General features: G+C 53.8%; 12 protein-coding genes. 5 read left to right on the forward strand and 7 right to left on the reverse strand.

The genetic code is table 11. From position 1 onward, the window contains the following. Nucleotide 1: 1 nt before the first annotated feature. The 3 genes from OSC10802_RS44050 to OSC10802_RS0106895 all read left to right on the forward strand — a co-directional run bounded on the left by OSC10802_RS44050 (nt 2) and on the right by OSC10802_RS0106895 (nt 1,887). Nucleotides 2-715 carry a hypothetical protein gene (locus OSC10802_RS44050; RefSeq protein WP_026098232.1) on the forward strand — a complete coding sequence of 238 codons (714 nt, stop codon included), beginning with the start codon at nt 2-4 and terminating at the stop codon, nt 713-715. A gap of 10 nt (nt 716-725) precedes the next feature. Next, a complete protein-coding gene (locus tag OSC10802_RS0106890) occupies nt 726-1,259 on the forward strand; it encodes a hypothetical protein (protein WP_017716053.1) in 534 nt (177 codons plus the stop codon). 373 nt (nt 1,260-1,632) lie between these two features. Further along, complete coding sequence (locus OSC10802_RS0106895) at nt 1,633-1,887, forward strand: hypothetical protein (RefSeq protein ID WP_017716054.1); 255 nt, start codon at nt 1,633-1,635, stop codon at nt 1,885-1,887. A gap of 66 nt (nt 1,888-1,953) precedes the next feature. Here the strand turns inward: OSC10802_RS0106895 and OSC10802_RS0106900 are convergent, their stop codons facing one another. The 4 genes from OSC10802_RS0106900 to OSC10802_RS0106920 all read right to left on the reverse strand — a co-directional run bounded on the left by OSC10802_RS0106900 (nt 1,954) and on the right by OSC10802_RS0106920 (nt 7,840). Further along, nucleotides 1,954-4,896 (reverse strand): glycerol-3-phosphate acyltransferase, encoded by a 2,943-nt coding sequence (locus tag OSC10802_RS0106900; protein ID WP_017716055.1) that lies wholly within the window; start codon nt 4,894-4,896, stop codon nt 1,954-1,956. Nucleotides 4,897-5,329: 433 nt separating this feature from the next. Continuing rightward, nucleotides 5,330-5,812, reverse strand: coding sequence for an adenosine-specific kinase (locus tag OSC10802_RS0106910; RefSeq protein ID WP_017716057.1), 483 nt, complete (start codon nt 5,810-5,812; stop codon nt 5,330-5,332). 226 nt (nt 5,813-6,038) lie between these two features. After that, nucleotides 6,039-6,674 (reverse strand): CheR family methyltransferase, encoded by a 636-nt coding sequence (locus tag OSC10802_RS39005; protein WP_155967430.1) that lies wholly within the window; start codon nt 6,672-6,674, stop codon nt 6,039-6,041. A 104-nt stretch (nt 6,675-6,778) separates the two neighbouring features. Further along, nucleotides 6,779-7,840: a photosystem II reaction center subunit D1 gene (locus OSC10802_RS0106920; RefSeq protein ID WP_017715231.1), complete on the reverse strand. Its 1,062-nt coding sequence runs from the start codon at nt 7,838-7,840 to the stop codon at nt 6,779-6,781. Nucleotides 7,841-8,422: 582 nt separating this feature from the next. Between OSC10802_RS0106920 and OSC10802_RS49065 the strand changes: the two genes are divergently transcribed. After that, nucleotides 8,423-8,632 carry a hypothetical protein gene (locus OSC10802_RS49065; RefSeq protein WP_155967431.1) on the forward strand — a complete coding sequence of 70 codons (210 nt, stop codon included), beginning with the start codon at nt 8,423-8,425 and terminating at the stop codon, nt 8,630-8,632. A 66-nt stretch (nt 8,633-8,698) separates the two neighbouring features. Here OSC10802_RS49065 and OSC10802_RS0106925 read toward each other — a convergent pair whose 3' ends face one another. Then, nucleotides 8,699-9,049: a histidine triad nucleotide-binding protein gene (locus OSC10802_RS0106925; RefSeq protein ID WP_017716059.1), complete on the reverse strand. Its 351-nt coding sequence runs from the start codon at nt 9,047-9,049 to the stop codon at nt 8,699-8,701. A gap of 852 nt (nt 9,050-9,901) precedes the next feature. On the opposite strand from OSC10802_RS0106925, the gene OSC10802_RS0106930 reads away from it, so the two are divergent. After that, nucleotides 9,902-11,431, forward strand: a complete 1,530-nt coding sequence (locus tag OSC10802_RS0106930) for a YifB family Mg chelatase-like AAA ATPase (RefSeq protein WP_026098234.1) — start codon at nt 9,902-9,904, stop codon at nt 11,429-11,431. 115 nt (nt 11,432-11,546) lie between these two features. Here OSC10802_RS0106930 and OSC10802_RS44055 read toward each other — a convergent pair whose 3' ends face one another. Together OSC10802_RS44055 and OSC10802_RS0106940 are read right to left on the reverse strand one after the other, a co-directional pair. Continuing rightward, nucleotides 11,547-14,423: a response regulator gene (locus OSC10802_RS44055; protein WP_198525075.1), complete on the reverse strand. Its 2,877-nt coding sequence runs from the start codon at nt 14,421-14,423 to the stop codon at nt 11,547-11,549. A gap of 155 nt (nt 14,424-14,578) precedes the next feature. Continuing rightward, nucleotides 14,579-14,980, reverse strand: a complete 402-nt coding sequence (locus OSC10802_RS0106940) for a response regulator (RefSeq protein ID WP_017716062.1) — start codon at nt 14,978-14,980, stop codon at nt 14,579-14,581. Nucleotides 14,981-14,984 lie beyond the last annotated feature (4 nt).

Below are 14,984 nucleotides of genomic sequence, written 5' to 3' on the forward strand. Positions count from 1 at the left end.
TATGACTCTGATGATATCTCAATTTCAGGAACTAGAACGGGAAGATGAAGGAATTACCTTCGCAACCCTGTCAGCTAAGCAGAGAAAGACGCCTACTACTCCTATCACAAAAGTTATTCCACGCTCACTGTCACAGACCTCGTATGAGCTTGGAAATGCTGGAGCTAGAAATTATTATGCGCACAGCCGCGAAATAGCTGTGTACGATTTGTTAGCTCAACCTGTTGAGCATCAACCTAATGTTTCTCCACAAGAGCGACTGGGTAGATTTCTATCAGCTTCGATAAGCAATTCCTCAGAAAATTTACCTCGCCTATACAAAAAGAGTGAAGCGGCTATTCTTCCTCAAAAACGCTGTCACGGTGTTCGAGTATATCTTGACTCGCTAAAAAAAGAAGCAAGAGTCACAGGAGAAACAGAATTTTCAGAAAAAGTTCTCGATCTATCTTGGTCAGTGTGGGAAAAACTCAAAAATCTTTTTGAAGCAAGAGGGCAGTGCTTAGAGGTGCCTGATGCTTGTCCAGGTTCAAGAGATAACTTCATGTACACCTGGTCAAAAGCTGAACACTATTTAGAGTGTGAGATTTTTGGCACTGGTGAGATAGAATTTTTCTATCGCAATAGAAAAAATGGAGCTGTTTGGGGAGAAGATACGACCCTTGAACAGGGTTTTTCAAAGGAAATTTTTGACAAAGCTTCGCTCTTTATCGAATAAGTTCTTCAGAATGGATTCAGTTGGATCTAATTTAACTCCAATCCCAGATGCTTGTCGCGTCCTAAGACTTGCTAGACCGCCCAAAGACTTTGCAGAAAAAGGCAATATTTTATCGCTCCAATTGGAAGATGAATTTACTCTGTCGTCAGAGGATAAAAAATCAATTCCCCCCCATCTTAGCGTTTGGGTTGACTCTCTTACAACACCTGATCAAGCCTACGAGTTCTTTGCAGACGGCTCGCCTCGCAAATTAGTTCTCCGTCTTAAAGTTGATGAGATTCGTAAAATTCAGGGAAATTCTGGGGAAGACGTCTATGCTAACTTGTTGAATGTTATCTGGGTTTATCTGTTTTCTGAAATCAATGGCCAGCGTGTTAGAGATTGCCGTCCTGGTGCTGATGGGCATTCTGGAATCACAGGACTTGATGAGAAATCCGTCCCCGATGGATTAAATAAGAGGCTGCAGAAGAATCTTCGCAAGGATTTGCGAGCCCAGTTAGCGGAACTTGCATCTAAAGATTATTTCCATCTCCCTAACATATAGCTCATAAAGCATTAAACAGATTTTTGCCGTTTCAGTATTTTGGCAAACCTCCTAAAACAAAGCTCGCCAGCTCCTTTCACCCACAAAACTGGGACTTTAATCCTCGTCTCGCAGTTAGGACACTCCGACAGCAACGGCAACTGGTGCCGATCCGGCTTTGCAGGAGCTTCGCTAACCCACCCTTGCCCTGTCTTAAACTGCCACTCAATCCGGTAACATCGCACCTCGCCGTAGCAAGCCCCACACAACCGAATGGGGCTGTGATTCATCCCCACTTCCGGCGGTGGCTACATCTGAGCCAAGCGACCGGCTTTCCCCCCAGCAGCCTTTCTAAGTCCAGCCTTTAACGGAGAACTCTAAACCTAAAACAGCCATGACTCCCAACACACTTAAACAATTAAAACAGCAAGCGGATACCCTAACTCTAGAGGAACAGCTGGAATTAATCACCTATCAAGCCGAAAAAGCCCGACAAGCGCAACCAACTGCCAAACCTCGACAGCGATGGAGCGAAATTCGCGGCTTAGTTCCCGCACCGGCATTAGGCGAAGAAGCGCAAACCTGGGTTACCCGAACTAGACAGGAAGCAGGCGAACACCGAGAAAGCCAATTAAAATGCAAACAGTAACAAAAGTAACCCCAAAAGGCTGGATACGCTGAATCCGACACCCATCATATTGGATTACCTCCCCCCTCAAAGAATCTCAACAACACCCCTCGCCCCATCAACCCGCACCCACTCCCCATCCCGCAACAAATCAGTCGCACTCTCCACATCCATCACCGCCGGCATCCCATACTCCCGCGCCACAATCGCACCGTGCGACAGACGTCCCCCCACCTCCGCAATCAGCCCACCGGCACGCGCCAGCACCGCCGCCCACCCCGAATCCGTATACGGCACAACCAAAATCGTCAGCCGGTCAATCTCCCCCATCCCCTGCAAACTGCGCAAAACCCTCACCCGCCCCTCCACAACCCCAGGACTCGCACCAATTCCCCGCAACTGCCGGCGAGCTCGCCCCTCACCCCTCACCCGCAAAGGAGCCGGCGGCGCATTCCCATAAACCACCGGCGCAACCCCACTCAACTGCCGGTCCTCCTCCAACAGCCCTCGCCGCAGCCCAATCAGCTCAGCCAACCGGCACTTCAACCCCTCATCCCCCGCAACAGCCCGCCGAATCTCCTCCAACTCCAAGAAAAAGATATCCCCCCGCTCCCCCAAAATCCCCGACTCCAGCCAAACCCCCTCCAAACCCACAAAACTCCACCGCAACTGAGCCAGCAGCCGGCTGTAAACCTCCGTCACCCGCCCCTTCAGATTCACCCGCGCCCCCACAGCCCCCACCTTCCATCCTCTGCGCCCTCTGCGCCTCTGCGGTTCACTCCCCCCCTCTCCCGCACCGGCACGCAAAAACTGCACAAACAACTCCCGCACCGGCTGCGGTTCCTCCTTCCACCTCGGAACCGCAATATCCGTCGCGCAGTCGCTCAGATACCCGTATCGCTCCACCAACCCCTCAAACTCCTCAAGCACCCTCTCACCCCCCGGCAATTCCCCCAGCCGCGCAAAAACCGCCCCGCTATCCGAAATCAATTCCTCCGTAACTTCCCGCAGCAGCCCCTCCCCAAACGCCCCCGCACGACAAGCCGCCGCAAGTTCCCCTATCGCTCGCGTCGCCGCAATCTCCGGCAAAAGACTTTTATCCAACTCCCCATCCGGCACCTTCAGCACCGCCTGCCGCAGCGCTAGACTAAGCGGAGCCAGTATGCTATAATATGTCGCTCGCTTCAGCGCCTCCAAAATAGAATCGGCACGCTGCAAAAGAGCCGGTGGCGACACAGGAGACACCGGCTTTGCCAGATCCTCCAAAACCGGCATAAAATACTGCCGGCAATCCCGCTCAAAATCCTTTTCCAGCCGCAACTCCCGCCCCATCAACCGCAGCAACCCCGGCAATTGCCGCAAAGTTGAACTCAGCGGCGGCTTGCTAAACCTAGCCCCCCGCGTCAGGAATTCCAGACTTTCCGGAGGCAGCCCCATCCGCAGAAAAATCTCTCCCAAGAGGGATGCATTAAAATACGCCCGGGAGTAATGCAGCGTCGCCGTTTCATTGAAATCCAGCCCCGCCGCACCGGCACCCAGCACCAGCGTAAAAATCTCCCCCCAGACACCGCACGTCAGAGGGCGATTAATCGACCAAGTGAGCGGGCGAATCAGTCCCGGAATCACTTCCGCCGCAATCTTGCGCGTCCACACCGGCACCAGAGTCGTCACCGGTCGCGCTTGCAGCAGCCACAAGTGCCGCCCATCATAAGTCCACTCAATATCCTGCGGAACCCCCCGGTAGCGCCTCTCCAAGTGACGCGCCAAAAAAGCCACCTGCTGGATCAGAGCCGGCGGCACATCCCCAGCGCCCTCCATTTCCAGCAGCTTCCCTGGCGGCATCACCCAGCTTGTCGCCCCATCCACATCCTCATCCCGGACAAAAACCCGATACTGTTCCGGCGTCACCCGACCGCCAACAATGCGAGAGCAATCTCCCGGAAGCGCTTCAATCGCCACCGCCTCCCCCTGCCGGTATATCGGGTCGCGGCTGAACGCCACCCCAGAAAAAACTCCGCGAATTTGTTCCTGAACCAGCACCGCCATCGCATCTTCCCGGAGGTGGCGATCGCGGCGGTAAGCTTGCGCAGCGGGCCGGTCATAGGACGCCAAACACCGGGCGATCGCATCCTGCAATTCCTCCCGGCTGCTAACATTTAAAATACTTTCGTACTGACCGGCAGCCGAAGCAACTTCCGAGTCCTCCCCCACAGCAGAAGAGCGCACCGCCAGCGGCTTGTCTGGTGCCGGTTGCAAAAAATCCACAAGCGGTTGCGGATCGTCACCCGGCGGAAGCACCCATCCTGCCGGCACAGGGTAGCCCCAGCGCAGCAACTGGGAGAGCGTCGCCGCTTTCTCACCAACTTTCCCGGCATCCAGCTGCCGGTGGAGCGACACAATCGCCCTATCGCCTCGAAAAAAGCGAAACATTTTCTGCGAATTTGCCTGTGAATGTTCTGCGGGTAAATCCAAATCATCCGGGATATTGCGGTAAATCCAGGCGAGCAAAAGCGCCAGAGAGATTGCGCCGGCAAACCGAGCCCCCTCGTGCGGGTGCCGCACAGCCAGAATCAGCGGGAACAGCACCAAAACCGCCAGCCTTCCCAACTGTCGCTCTCTGAGAATAGTAAAGCTAATGCTCCCAATCAAGAATACCAAACCGGCGGCTGCTGGGTCATGGACGATAAAGCCCCAAACCGCATTCGTCGTGCCGGCACCCTTGCCTATCCAGTAGCGCCCCAGAACCAGAGCGATGAGAGAAATTAACTCCCACTCCGGGTTGGATGGGAAGAAAAACCTAGCCAGCAACACCGCAGCAATCCCCTTGCCGGCTTCCGAGAGCACCGCCAGAATCCCTGCCAGCCGCCCACCGTGGTAGAATGCCGCTGACACACCTATATTGCCGGTGCCCAGTTCAGCCAGTTGAGAGCCGGTGAGGGCTTTAGTAATCCAAGCAATCAGAGGAAGTCCCCCCAAAATCGGGCAGACTGTGAGGATAAGCAGAGCGCCCCAAACTTGCGTCAGTGTCATGGATTTACGGCTACCACACCCGGACTTTACAGAGATTATAGCAATTTTGGATTTGGGATTTTCTAGGAACTTTTGTCGAGAGTGAGCAGGGAGTTGAGAAGCTCGCGCAGGCGGGCGAAAGTCTATCGCCGTCAATTTCTAAGAGACTGTTGGCGAATTGATAGGGGGATCAAACCCCACCCCCAACCCCTCCCCGTTAACGGGGAGGGGAGCTTTCTGCGAACCCAAGTCCCCCCTTTCCTCGAAAAAACCGCGCAGATTGTGAGAGTCTCGCTCTACTCTTAGCCCGCGCAGGCGGGCTTTGTTTGTGTAGCCGCGATTTCCAATCGCCGGGGAATTAGCAAAAAGCATAGCCCCTCACGCAGCCGACAAAAGTCTCTTTGTAATCGCCAGGTCTTCCAAGCTAATGCTAAAACTTTCAGCGGATTTTCTATCACAACTTGTACCCAATCTGGCGGAGAAAATCTTTGCGCTTCCTCACATCCTCTGGCCCTTCTACACCCTTAGGAGAAAACCCGTCCACAACCCCAACGATGCCGCGCCCCTGGTCAGTTTCCGCCACAATCACCTGCACCGGATTTGCCGTCGCGCAGTGGATATTGCAAACTTCTGGGCACTGCTTAATCGCATTCAAAAAGTTGATAGGAAACCCCTCTCTCAGCAGCACAACAAACGTGTGACCGGCAGCAATCTCTTGAACGTTCTTCGTGGCCACTTCTTGCAAAGCCTCGTCATTGCCGGTGACACGAATCAAACAGGGACCAGACGCCTCGCTAAAGGCAATGCCGAATTTCACATGCGGCGAAGTGCCGACCATAATCTCGTACAAATCCTCAACCGTCTTAATAAAGTGGGAGTGCCCGATAATGATATTGCACCCCTGAGGAATCTCTACAGCAACTGATTTGAGTTCCATTGTTTTTCCTCCCTAGATGGCGGGAAACTCAATCGCGACATTCTTAAATTATAGCATTTTTCCCGCCAAATAGCACAGCTACTTTATCAATTTTAATATAACCCGGGACTGCCAGCCTTGGGTTGCGGGGTGCCTTGCGCAAAGCGGAACGCACCCCACTCACAAAAAATCCCCTAATCCCCTAATCTCGGCCCAACCCTCATTCCCAGACCCAGGCGAGAATGCCCTAATCCTGACGCAACTTATAGCACACAGTTTTGTCCAATCGCACCGGCTGAAAGATGTCATCGAGCGTTACCGCTGTCTCACCGGCACCCAGAAACAGGTAGCCATCCGGACTCAACACGTCCCGCACCTTTGTCAGGATAGCCTTTCTCGTGGGGATGTCGAAATAAATCAGGACGTTGCGCATAAAGATGATATCCATCACCGGCAGTGGTGGCCACTCGCCCGCCAAATCGATCTGGCGAAAATCTATCGTGCGGCGGATGTCATCTTGGATTTGCCACTCACTGCCCTGCTGCTGGAAGTACCGGCGCAGGAGTGCCGGTGGCAGTCCGCGAGTGACCTCGTGCTGGGAGTAGCGCCCAACGCCTGCGCGGGAGAGCATCTCAGCGGAGATGTCACTGGCCAGGAAATGTACCGTCGGGCCGGTGAAAATAGGGAAATGCTGGCGCAGCAGCATGGCGATGCTATAAGGTTCCTGCCCGCTGGAACAGGCGGCGCACCAGAGATTCAGGGTGCGGTTGCCCGATCGCTTCTTCAGCAGCAGGGGCAGCACGAATGTCTGGAGGGCTTCAAAGGGGTGGGTATCGCGGAAAAAGGACGTCTCGGTTTCCAGCATCGCCTCGGCGACTCGCACATCTATTGAATATTAAAAATGAAAAACAAAAAAGCGCCCCCTTTTGGAGAGCGCTTTTTTTATTGTAGAGACGCGATAAATCGCGTCTCTGGGGGGGGGAAAACTTAGCCCTTGATCGCGGGAGCTTCAACGCTGGCCAAGTCGAGGGGGAAGTTGTGAGCGTTGCGCTCGTGCATGACTTCCATACCCAGGTTGGCGCGGTTGATGACATCGGCCCAGGTGTTGATAACGCGACCTTGGCTGTCAATCACGGACTGGTTGAAGTTGAAACCGTTCAGGTTGAAGGCCATCGTGGAGATACCCAGAGAGGTAAACCAGATGCCGATGACCGGCCAAGCACCCAGGAAGAAGTGCAGGGAACGGCTGTTGTTGAAAGAAGCGTATTGGAAGATCAAACGACCGAAGTAGCCGTGGGCTGCAACGATGTTGTAGGTTTCTTCTTCTTGACCGAACTTGTAACCGTAGTTTTGAGACTCGGTTTCAGTGGTTTCGCGAACCAGAGAGCTGGTCACGAGAGAACCGTGCATCGCAGAGAACAAGCTACCGCCGAACACGCCGGCAACACCCAGCATGTGGAAGGGGTGCATGAGGATGTTGTGCTCAGCTTGGAACACCAACATGAAGTTGAAGGTTCCGCTGATGCCCAGGGGCATACCGTCGGAGAAGCTGCCTTGGCCGATCGGGTAGATCAGGAAGACTGCGGTAGCAGCAGCAACCGGAGCGCTGTAAGCCACGCAGATCCAAGGACGCATGCCCAAGCGGTAGGACAGTTCCCACTCACGACCCATGTAGCAGAAAACGCCAATGAGGAAGTGGAAAATCACCAGCTGGTACGGACCACCGTTGTACAGCCACTCATCGAGAGAAGCCGCTTCCCAGATGGGGTAGAAGTGCAGACCGATAGCATTCGAGCTGGGGACAACAGCACCGCTGATGATGTTGTTGCCGTAGAGCAGGGAACCTGCAACAGGTTCGCGGATGCCGTCGATGTCCACTGGGGGAGCGGCGACAAAGGCGATGATGTAGCAGATGGTGGCGGTGAGCAGGGTGGGGATCATCAGGACGCCGAACCAACCGACATAGATGCGGTTTTCGGTGCTGGTGATCCAGCTGCAGAACCGTTCCCAGACGTTGGCGCTTTCGCGACGCTGTAAGGTGGTGGTCATTGATTTATGAGTGCGTTATTGATTTTTCAAGGTTCGCGGTAGCGTTTTCTCTACCGTTATTACTAGATTACCCACCTTGTTAAGGTTTGTAAAGGGGTTTAACTTAATTCTTACTTATAGTAGCGATAAGTTTTACTTATAGTAGGGCGGGGTGGACATCTGATCTGGCCGGCAGGCCGGATGTGCCGTGAATGGGGCGGTGGTTTGGGGGGTATGGGGCACGATCGGGCATTTCCCTTCCCCGGGGCTGCCTAATTTCGGCCAATCGAACGGAGATGATATAGCAGTATGCACTTAGATTAGGACATGGGCATCATCGCATCACCGCATCATCGCATCATCGCATCATCGCATCACCGCATCACCGCATCACCGCATCATCGCATCATCGCATCACGCAAAAGCTGGTAGGGGCGAGTTTACTAACATCTGGTATAGCAGTATGCACTTAGGTTAGAACATTAGACCTTCAGGGGGTGCGGGACGCCTGCCCTACCTCTATATAGCAGTAAGCATTTAGGAAACGTACATTTCGGCCTCCCTTGCTCCAGAGCTCCCGAAGCTTCTATTGTTCTAACCAATATGACTGCTGCTATAAAACCCAGAGACATCTTGGGTGAACCCGCCCCTACTTACCCCATGCGCATGAGCCCCATGCGCATGAGCCCCAGACGCCATGCCATTAGTGTCCTAACCAATATGACTGCTGCTATATTACTCCCCCTAGGCGTGCAAGCCCGCCTGGGGGGTAGGGGTGCCCGGTTGCTCCCACAATTGGGCAACGCCAGCTAAACAGTCCAGGCGAATCCAAAATCTAAAATCCCCAATCTAAAATCAACAATTCCTGCCCACCGGCATTTATCCGGGAGGCCATTTCATGTGGCGTCCGCCCAAAATGTGCAAGTGCAAGTGATAGACGGTTTGCCCGCCATCCTCACCATTATTAATCACAATCCGATAGCCATTTGTTAGCCCCACTTGCTTTGCAACGCGCTTGGCAGTCAGTAGCAAGTGCCCCATGAGGGCGTGGTCTTTCGACTCTGCATCGGAAAGTTGAGAGATCGGCTGCTTGGGAATCACCAAGATGTGCACCGGCGCTTGCGGGCGAATATCTTTGAACGCCAGCGCCAAATCGTCCTCATAAACAATCTCCGCCGGCACTTCCCGGCGAATAATCTTGCTGAAAATCGTCTCTCTGGTTTCAGTCATAAGCACGTTTGTAGTTGGGCTTTAGCCCAAGGTTTGTAGTTGGGCTTTAGCCCAAGGTTTGTAGTTGGGCTTTAGCCCAAGGTTTGTAGTTGGGCTTTAGCCGAAGGTTTGTAGTTGGGCTTTAGCCCAAGGTTTGTAGTTGGTCTTTAGCCCAAGGTTCGTAGTTGGTCTTTAGCCCAAGGTTCGTAGTTGGTCTTTAGCCCAAGGTTCGTAGTTGGGCTTTAGCCCAAAGGTTCGTAGTTGGGCTTTAGCCCAAGGTTCGTAGTTGGGCTTTAGCCCAAGGTTCGTAGTTGGGCTTTAGCCCAAGGTTCGTAGTTGGGCTTTAGCCCCACCATTTGCAGGTGCGCTAATGCGCCACCGACACTCGTTGCTGCAGCCGTTTAGGGAGCATCCCGTTTTTGCCCGGGATGTATGATTGATTATAGCAGCAGTCATATTGATTAGAACAATAGAAGCTTCGGGAGCGGAGGAGCAAGGGAGGCCGGAATGTACGTTTCCTAAATGCTTAATGCTATATAGACGTAGGCCAGGCGTCCCGCCCCCCTCAAGGTCTAATGTTCTAACCTAAGTGCATACTGCTATAATATTATAATCAACCGCCAAGACGCCAAGAACGCCAAGAGAAAGTTTCTTGGGGTCCTGCCCGGAGGGAGCCGCCGTTGCGTCCTGTGGCGTCCTTGGCGGTTAACTCCCCATTTCATCATGTTCCAATTGCAAAATTTTGTTAAAAATTGTTGCCGGCCTATTGCTAAAATTGCTAATCTGTGAGTGGGCGAGACAAACACCACAGAACAGTGTGGGGCGCTATGAACGCACCATACTACAGTTTATAGCAGTTTCAAGGAAATCAGCGTGCTAGCTAGAGTTTGGAGTGCATCAATCGTTGGCATCGACGCCGTTAAAGTGGGGGTAGAAGTCGATGTATCGGGCGGGTTGCCGGGAATTGTCGTCGTAGGGCTGCCGGATACCGCCGTGCAAGAATCTCGCGAAAGGGTGAAAGCAGCCCTCAAAAATGCCGGCTACGCCTTCCCCATGCGCAAAATCATAATTAACCTGACACCGGCAGACTTGCGCAAAGAAGGTCCGAGTTTCGACTTGCCGGTCAGCGCCGGCATTTTGGCCGCATCCGAACAAGTCAGTCCGGAACTGCTGGGAGATTATCTCTTTTTGGGGGAACTCTCCCTCGACGGCAGCCTCAGACCGGTGGCCGGCGTGCTGCCCATCGCCGCAGCGGCGCAGAAACTGGGCGTCACCGGCTTGGTTGTGCCCACCGGCAATGTGCGGGAAGCAGCTGTGGTCAAAGGGCTGGAGGTTTATGGCTGCCAGCACCTGTCGGAAGTGGCGGATTTGCTGAACAGCCCGCACCTATACGCGCCGGTGCGGCTGGACGGTCCGTCAGAGCTGGCCAGAACCCAGTTTGCCGGCCCGGATCTCAAAGATGTCAAAGGCCAAGCCCACGCCCGCCGCGCCCTGGAAATTGCGGCTGCCGGCGGCCACAATCTGATCTTTGTCGGGCCACCGGGCAGCGGCAAAACCATGCTCGCCAGACGGTTGCCGGGAATCCTGCCGCCGCTGACATTTGAAGAAGCGCTGGAAGTCACACAAATCCACTCCGTTGCCGGTCTGCTGAAAAATAGGGGCTCCCTGATTGGCGATCGCCCCTTTCGCAGCCCGCACCACTCGGCATCTGGCCCCTCCCTGGTGGGCGGCGGCAGCTTCCCGCGTCCGGGGGAAATCTCTCTGGCCCACCGGGGTGTGCTTTTTTTGGACGAAATGACAGAATTTAAGCGCGATGTGCTGGAATTCCTGCGCCAGCCCCTCGAAGATGGCTGCGTCACGATTTCTCGCACCCGGCAATCGGTGAGCTTTCCCGCTCAATTTACCCTGGTGGCGAGTGCCAACCCCTGCCCCTGCGGCTATTACGGCGATACGGTGCAGCCTTGCACCTGTTCGCCGCAAAAAAGGCAGCAATACTGGGCTCGGCTTTCAGGTCCGCTGATGGATCGCATTGACTTGCAAGTGGCGGTGAACCGGCTCAAACCGGAGGAGATTACCCGACAGCCGGCAGGCGAGGAGTCTGCGCCAGTGCGGGAGCGGGTGCAGCTGGCCCGCGAGCGAGCTCGCAAACGATTTGAGGAAGAGCCGGCGCTGCGCTGCAATGCGGAAATGCAAAGCCGGCACCTGCGCCGGTGGTGCCAGCTGGATGAGGCTTCCCGCAACTTATTAGAAGCAGCAATTCGCAAGCTAGGACTTTCGGCGCGGGCCACCGATCGCATCCTGAAAGTCTCGCGAACCATTGCGGATCTCGCCGGAGATGAGGAGCTGCTTCCCCAGCACGTTGCTGAAGCGATTCAGTACCGCACGATTGATAGAATGTTATAGGGAATATGGGGCTATGGGCTAGGGGCTAGGGGCATGGAAAATACCCGATGAAGTCGGGTGCGTTCTGCTGTGCGGCTCGCACCCTAAAAGGGCTAAAGCCCTACTACAAACCTATTCACTTCTTCAGCAATTTAAGAATCTTTTCAAACTCGAAGTTATTGGCTAAATCGGCTAGAGTTATCGCCAGCGGAGCGTGTTCAGGAGGAATGTCTTCCAGCAATTTCAATATTATATCATCGCTGCCATAGCGTGCTGCCTGGCTCACCTCTCCCACCCACTCAGGCGACATCTGCGCCAGGTGGGGGCTCAGGTCTGCCGGTGTGGGAATCGCTTCGGTGTTTGGCTTGCCGGCTTTGATATTGCTGCTTTCTTCTTCATAAATATACAGCACCCCTAAATGCTGGCCTACTTTTTGCAAAAGATGGTCTCTTTGGAAAGGTTTGCGAATAAAATCATCGCAACCGGCTGCCAAAATCTCCGAGCGCTCTCGCTCAAAGACGCTGGCGGTCAGGGCAATAATGGCTGCCGGCTCCCCTCTCAAATGGGATTTAATTTGTTTGGTCGCTTCGTAGCCGTCCATCACCGGCATTCGCATATCCATCAGAATTAAGTGCGGCTGCCAACTCTCCCAAACCTCAATGGCTTCCTTGCCATTCTCGGCTTCTCGCATCTGGAAGCCTGCGGAGGTGAGAATGTGCGCCAGAAGCAGGCGGCTTTCGGGTCGGTCGTCTACCGCCAAAATGCGATATTGAGGCTGGTTGGGCGCGAGGTGGAGAATCTTGCGGTGGGGAAGCTGAGCCTGGATTTCAGTCGAGTCAGCGGGCTTTACTTGGATATCAAAGGTAAAGGTGCTGCCCCGACTCACCGCACTGCTGGCGGCGATATCTCCCCCCATCAGCCGCACGAATTTTCGGCTGATGGGCAAACCTAAACCGGTGCCTTGCTGGGATTTCCAGCCCGTTTCGGTTTGGGCGAAGGATTCAAATAATTTGTCCATTTCTTCTAGGGCAATCCCGGGGCCGGTGTCTGAAACTTCAAAGATAATTGGGCGCGGGGCATTGGGCGCGGGGCATTGGGCGCGGGGCATTGGAGATTTTGGATTGGGAATTGAGAATTGATTGTTTTGCTCGGTGTCCGATGCCTGATGCCCTACGCCCCATGCGCTATCCCCCACTCTCACCCGCAGCGTGACGCTGCCTTCTTGCGTAAATTTGATGGCGTTTCCCAAGATGTTAATCAAAACCTGGCGCAATTTGCCCTCATCGGAGCGCACAAATTGGGGGAGGTTTTTGTCGGTTTCAAAACTCAGCTGCAACCCTTTTGCTTCCGCCTTCAATTGCAGCATCTGTTTCAAACTGTCAAGCAGGGCAATTAAATCAAAGCTACTTTCATGCAGCGGGCTCTTGCCGGCTTCGATTTTGGACATTTCTAGAATGTCGTTGATCAGTTCCAGCAGGTGAGAGCCCGCGCCGTTGATAATTTTCAGCTGTTGCTGGTTTTTGGGGGACAGGGATTTGTCGGCGCTCATCACTTGCGTGAACCCTAAGATAGCGTTGAGCGGCGTGCGCAGTTCGTGGCTCATATTTGCCAGGAATTGGCTTTTGGCTGTGCTGGCGGCTTCTGCGGCTTCTTTCGCTGCGGCTAATTCTACCTCGGTTTGTTTGAGTTCAGTAATATCGATTTCAATTCCATCCCAAACGGTTCCCCCATCGGGGAGCCGGCGGGGAGCGCAGCGAAGCTGCAACCACTGAAGATCGCCTCGCTCTGTTCGCTTGCGCAGCTGCATCTCGAAACCGGCTAGGGTGCCGGCTGACTCAGCGAGCAGCTGCTGCAACAGCAGGCGGTCCCCCTCAACCAGTGAAGCGTACAGCAGCGCCGGCTCTTGCATGACGGTTTCAGGAGCGATTCCGAACAGGCGCTCCACACCGGCACTGATATAGGAGAAGTAAATTCGCCCGCTCGGTTCTTGAACCAGCTGGTAGATGAACCCTTTCGGCAGGCGATCTCCGAGAGAGCGCAGCACCGACTCGCGCTCTTGCAGGGCGAGTTCTACTTGTTTGCGATCGCTAATTTCCATGACAACCGCTCCCACACTAGACGGGAGTTCCTCCGAGTCAGGAATAGGAAAGCACGAAACGAGCCAGTAGCGTCTAAACCCTTGCTGGTTAGAAATATTGCAGCTTATTTCCACATTTAAAATCGTTTTTTTCTCACTCAGCGCTTTCTCGTAGAGCGGTTCCAGCGCCGGTGCCAGCTCGGGCAAAACTTCCCGAATCGTTTTCCCAATATGTTCCTCGGCGGATAAACCGCCGATCTGCGCCAGAACTTGATTGATTTGCCTGAATCGCATTTGCCGGTCGGCAACGCACAGTCCCACCGGCGCAGAGGTAAAAAAAGCATTCAGCTGAGCTTCGCTGCGCCGCAAGGCTTCGGTTCGCTCGGCCACTTGAGTTTCTAGAGTGCGGCTGTAGTCTTTTAATTTTTTCTCTGCCTCGGCAAGTTGCGCAATTAAGGCGGCTTGTTCGCGGTTGGCGTGTTCCAGAGCCCGATTCAATTGCAACAGTTGGGAATTTTTTTCGGCCAGTTCTTTTTCCTGCAAATAACTTTGCAAGGCTTCTCTGACCGTCAGGCGCAAGTCTTCCGCCTGCCAGGGTTTGGCCATATAGCGGTAGAGCTTGCCGTAATTAATCGCATTGGCAACACCGGATATATCCGCTTGCCCAGTCAGCATGACCGTGCGAGTTTTTGGCGACATTTCGTGGGCCCGCTTCAGAAATTCGTCCCCTTTCATATCCCGCATGATGTAGTCGGCAATCACAACCGCCACCTCGCACTCATCTTGCAACAGTTCTGAGATAACTTCCAGCGCCTCATTCCCGCCTTCAGCGATTTCCAGCGAGCACTCATCGCCAAATGCGGCTTCCAGTTCGATTTTCAAACTGTCTAGAATCGTGGCATCGTCATCAACGCAGATAATGAAAGGTGAATTCATAAAAATTAAGGGTTTCGCTCTCATCTACAGTTGGCAGCGGGGATTAAATAGCTCTAGCAGTTAGAAATGATTTGGCCATCCCTCTCTCTTTTCTTTCCTTGGCGCTCCTTCACGGCGGCGGTTCCCCAAACCTAATCCCCAATCCATTATACCCGCTATAACAACTCTCCCTCCAGCGCCAAATTAATCGCCGATATTAATTCCTGACTCTTCCAGGGTTTGTACAAGCAATGAGAGAGCGCCGCGTACTGCTTGGCCTTTTCGATCGCCTGCGAATCCGCTTGGCCCGTTAGCATGATGGAACTGATTTCCGGAAATTTATTGTGAACTTCAATTAAAAGCTCATCTCCTTTCATTCCGGGCATTAACCAATCGGAGACTATCGCCACAATCGCCACCCCCTCCTCCCGCAGTTCCTCTATCAATTCTAGCGCTTCCTCGCCACTCTCTGCAAATTCGTAAAGAAAATTCTCTCCAAAGGCAGAGCGGAGCTCTATCTCCAAACTGCTCAAAACCATCACTTCATCATCAACGCATAAAATCGCTGTTTTGGACATGGCT

Source organism: Kamptonema formosum PCC 10802 (genome assembly GCF_000332335.1).
Taxonomy (GTDB): domain Bacteria; phylum Cyanobacteriota; class Cyanobacteriia; order Cyanobacteriales; family Oscillatoriaceae; genus Oscillatoria.

Coding starts and splice junctions, on each gene's coding strand:
- OSC10802_RS0106925 (WP_017716059.1), bottom strand. CDS start 9,049: ATGACTGAAACCAGAGAGACGATTTTCAGCAAGATTATTCGCCGGGAA.
- OSC10802_RS0106920 (WP_017715231.1), bottom strand. CDS start 7,840: ATGACCACCACCTTACAGCGTCGCGAAAGCGCCAACGTCTGGGAACGG.
- OSC10802_RS0106890 (WP_017716053.1), top strand. CDS start 726: ATGGATTCAGTTGGATCTAATTTAACTCCAATCCCAGATGCTTGTCGC.
- OSC10802_RS0106910 (WP_017716057.1), bottom strand. CDS start 5,812: ATGGAACTCAAATCAGTTGCTGTAGAGATTCCTCAGGGGTGCAATATC.
- OSC10802_RS49065 (WP_155967431.1), top strand. CDS start 8,423: ATGACTGCTGCTATAAAACCCAGAGACATCTTGGGTGAACCCGCCCCT.
- OSC10802_RS44055 (WP_198525075.1), bottom strand. CDS start 14,423: ATGAATTCACCTTTCATTATCTGCGTTGATGACGATGCCACGATTCTA.
- OSC10802_RS0106940 (WP_017716062.1), bottom strand. CDS start 14,980: ATGTCCAAAACAGCGATTTTATGCGTTGATGATGAAGTGATGGTTTTG.
- OSC10802_RS44050 (WP_026098232.1), top strand. CDS start 2: ATGACTCTGATGATATCTCAATTTCAGGAACTAGAACGGGAAGATGAA.
- OSC10802_RS0106895 (WP_017716054.1), top strand. CDS start 1,633: ATGACTCCCAACACACTTAAACAATTAAAACAGCAAGCGGATACCCTA.
- OSC10802_RS0106900 (WP_017716055.1), bottom strand. CDS start 4,896: ATGACACTGACGCAAGTTTGGGGCGCTCTGCTTATCCTCACAGTCTGC.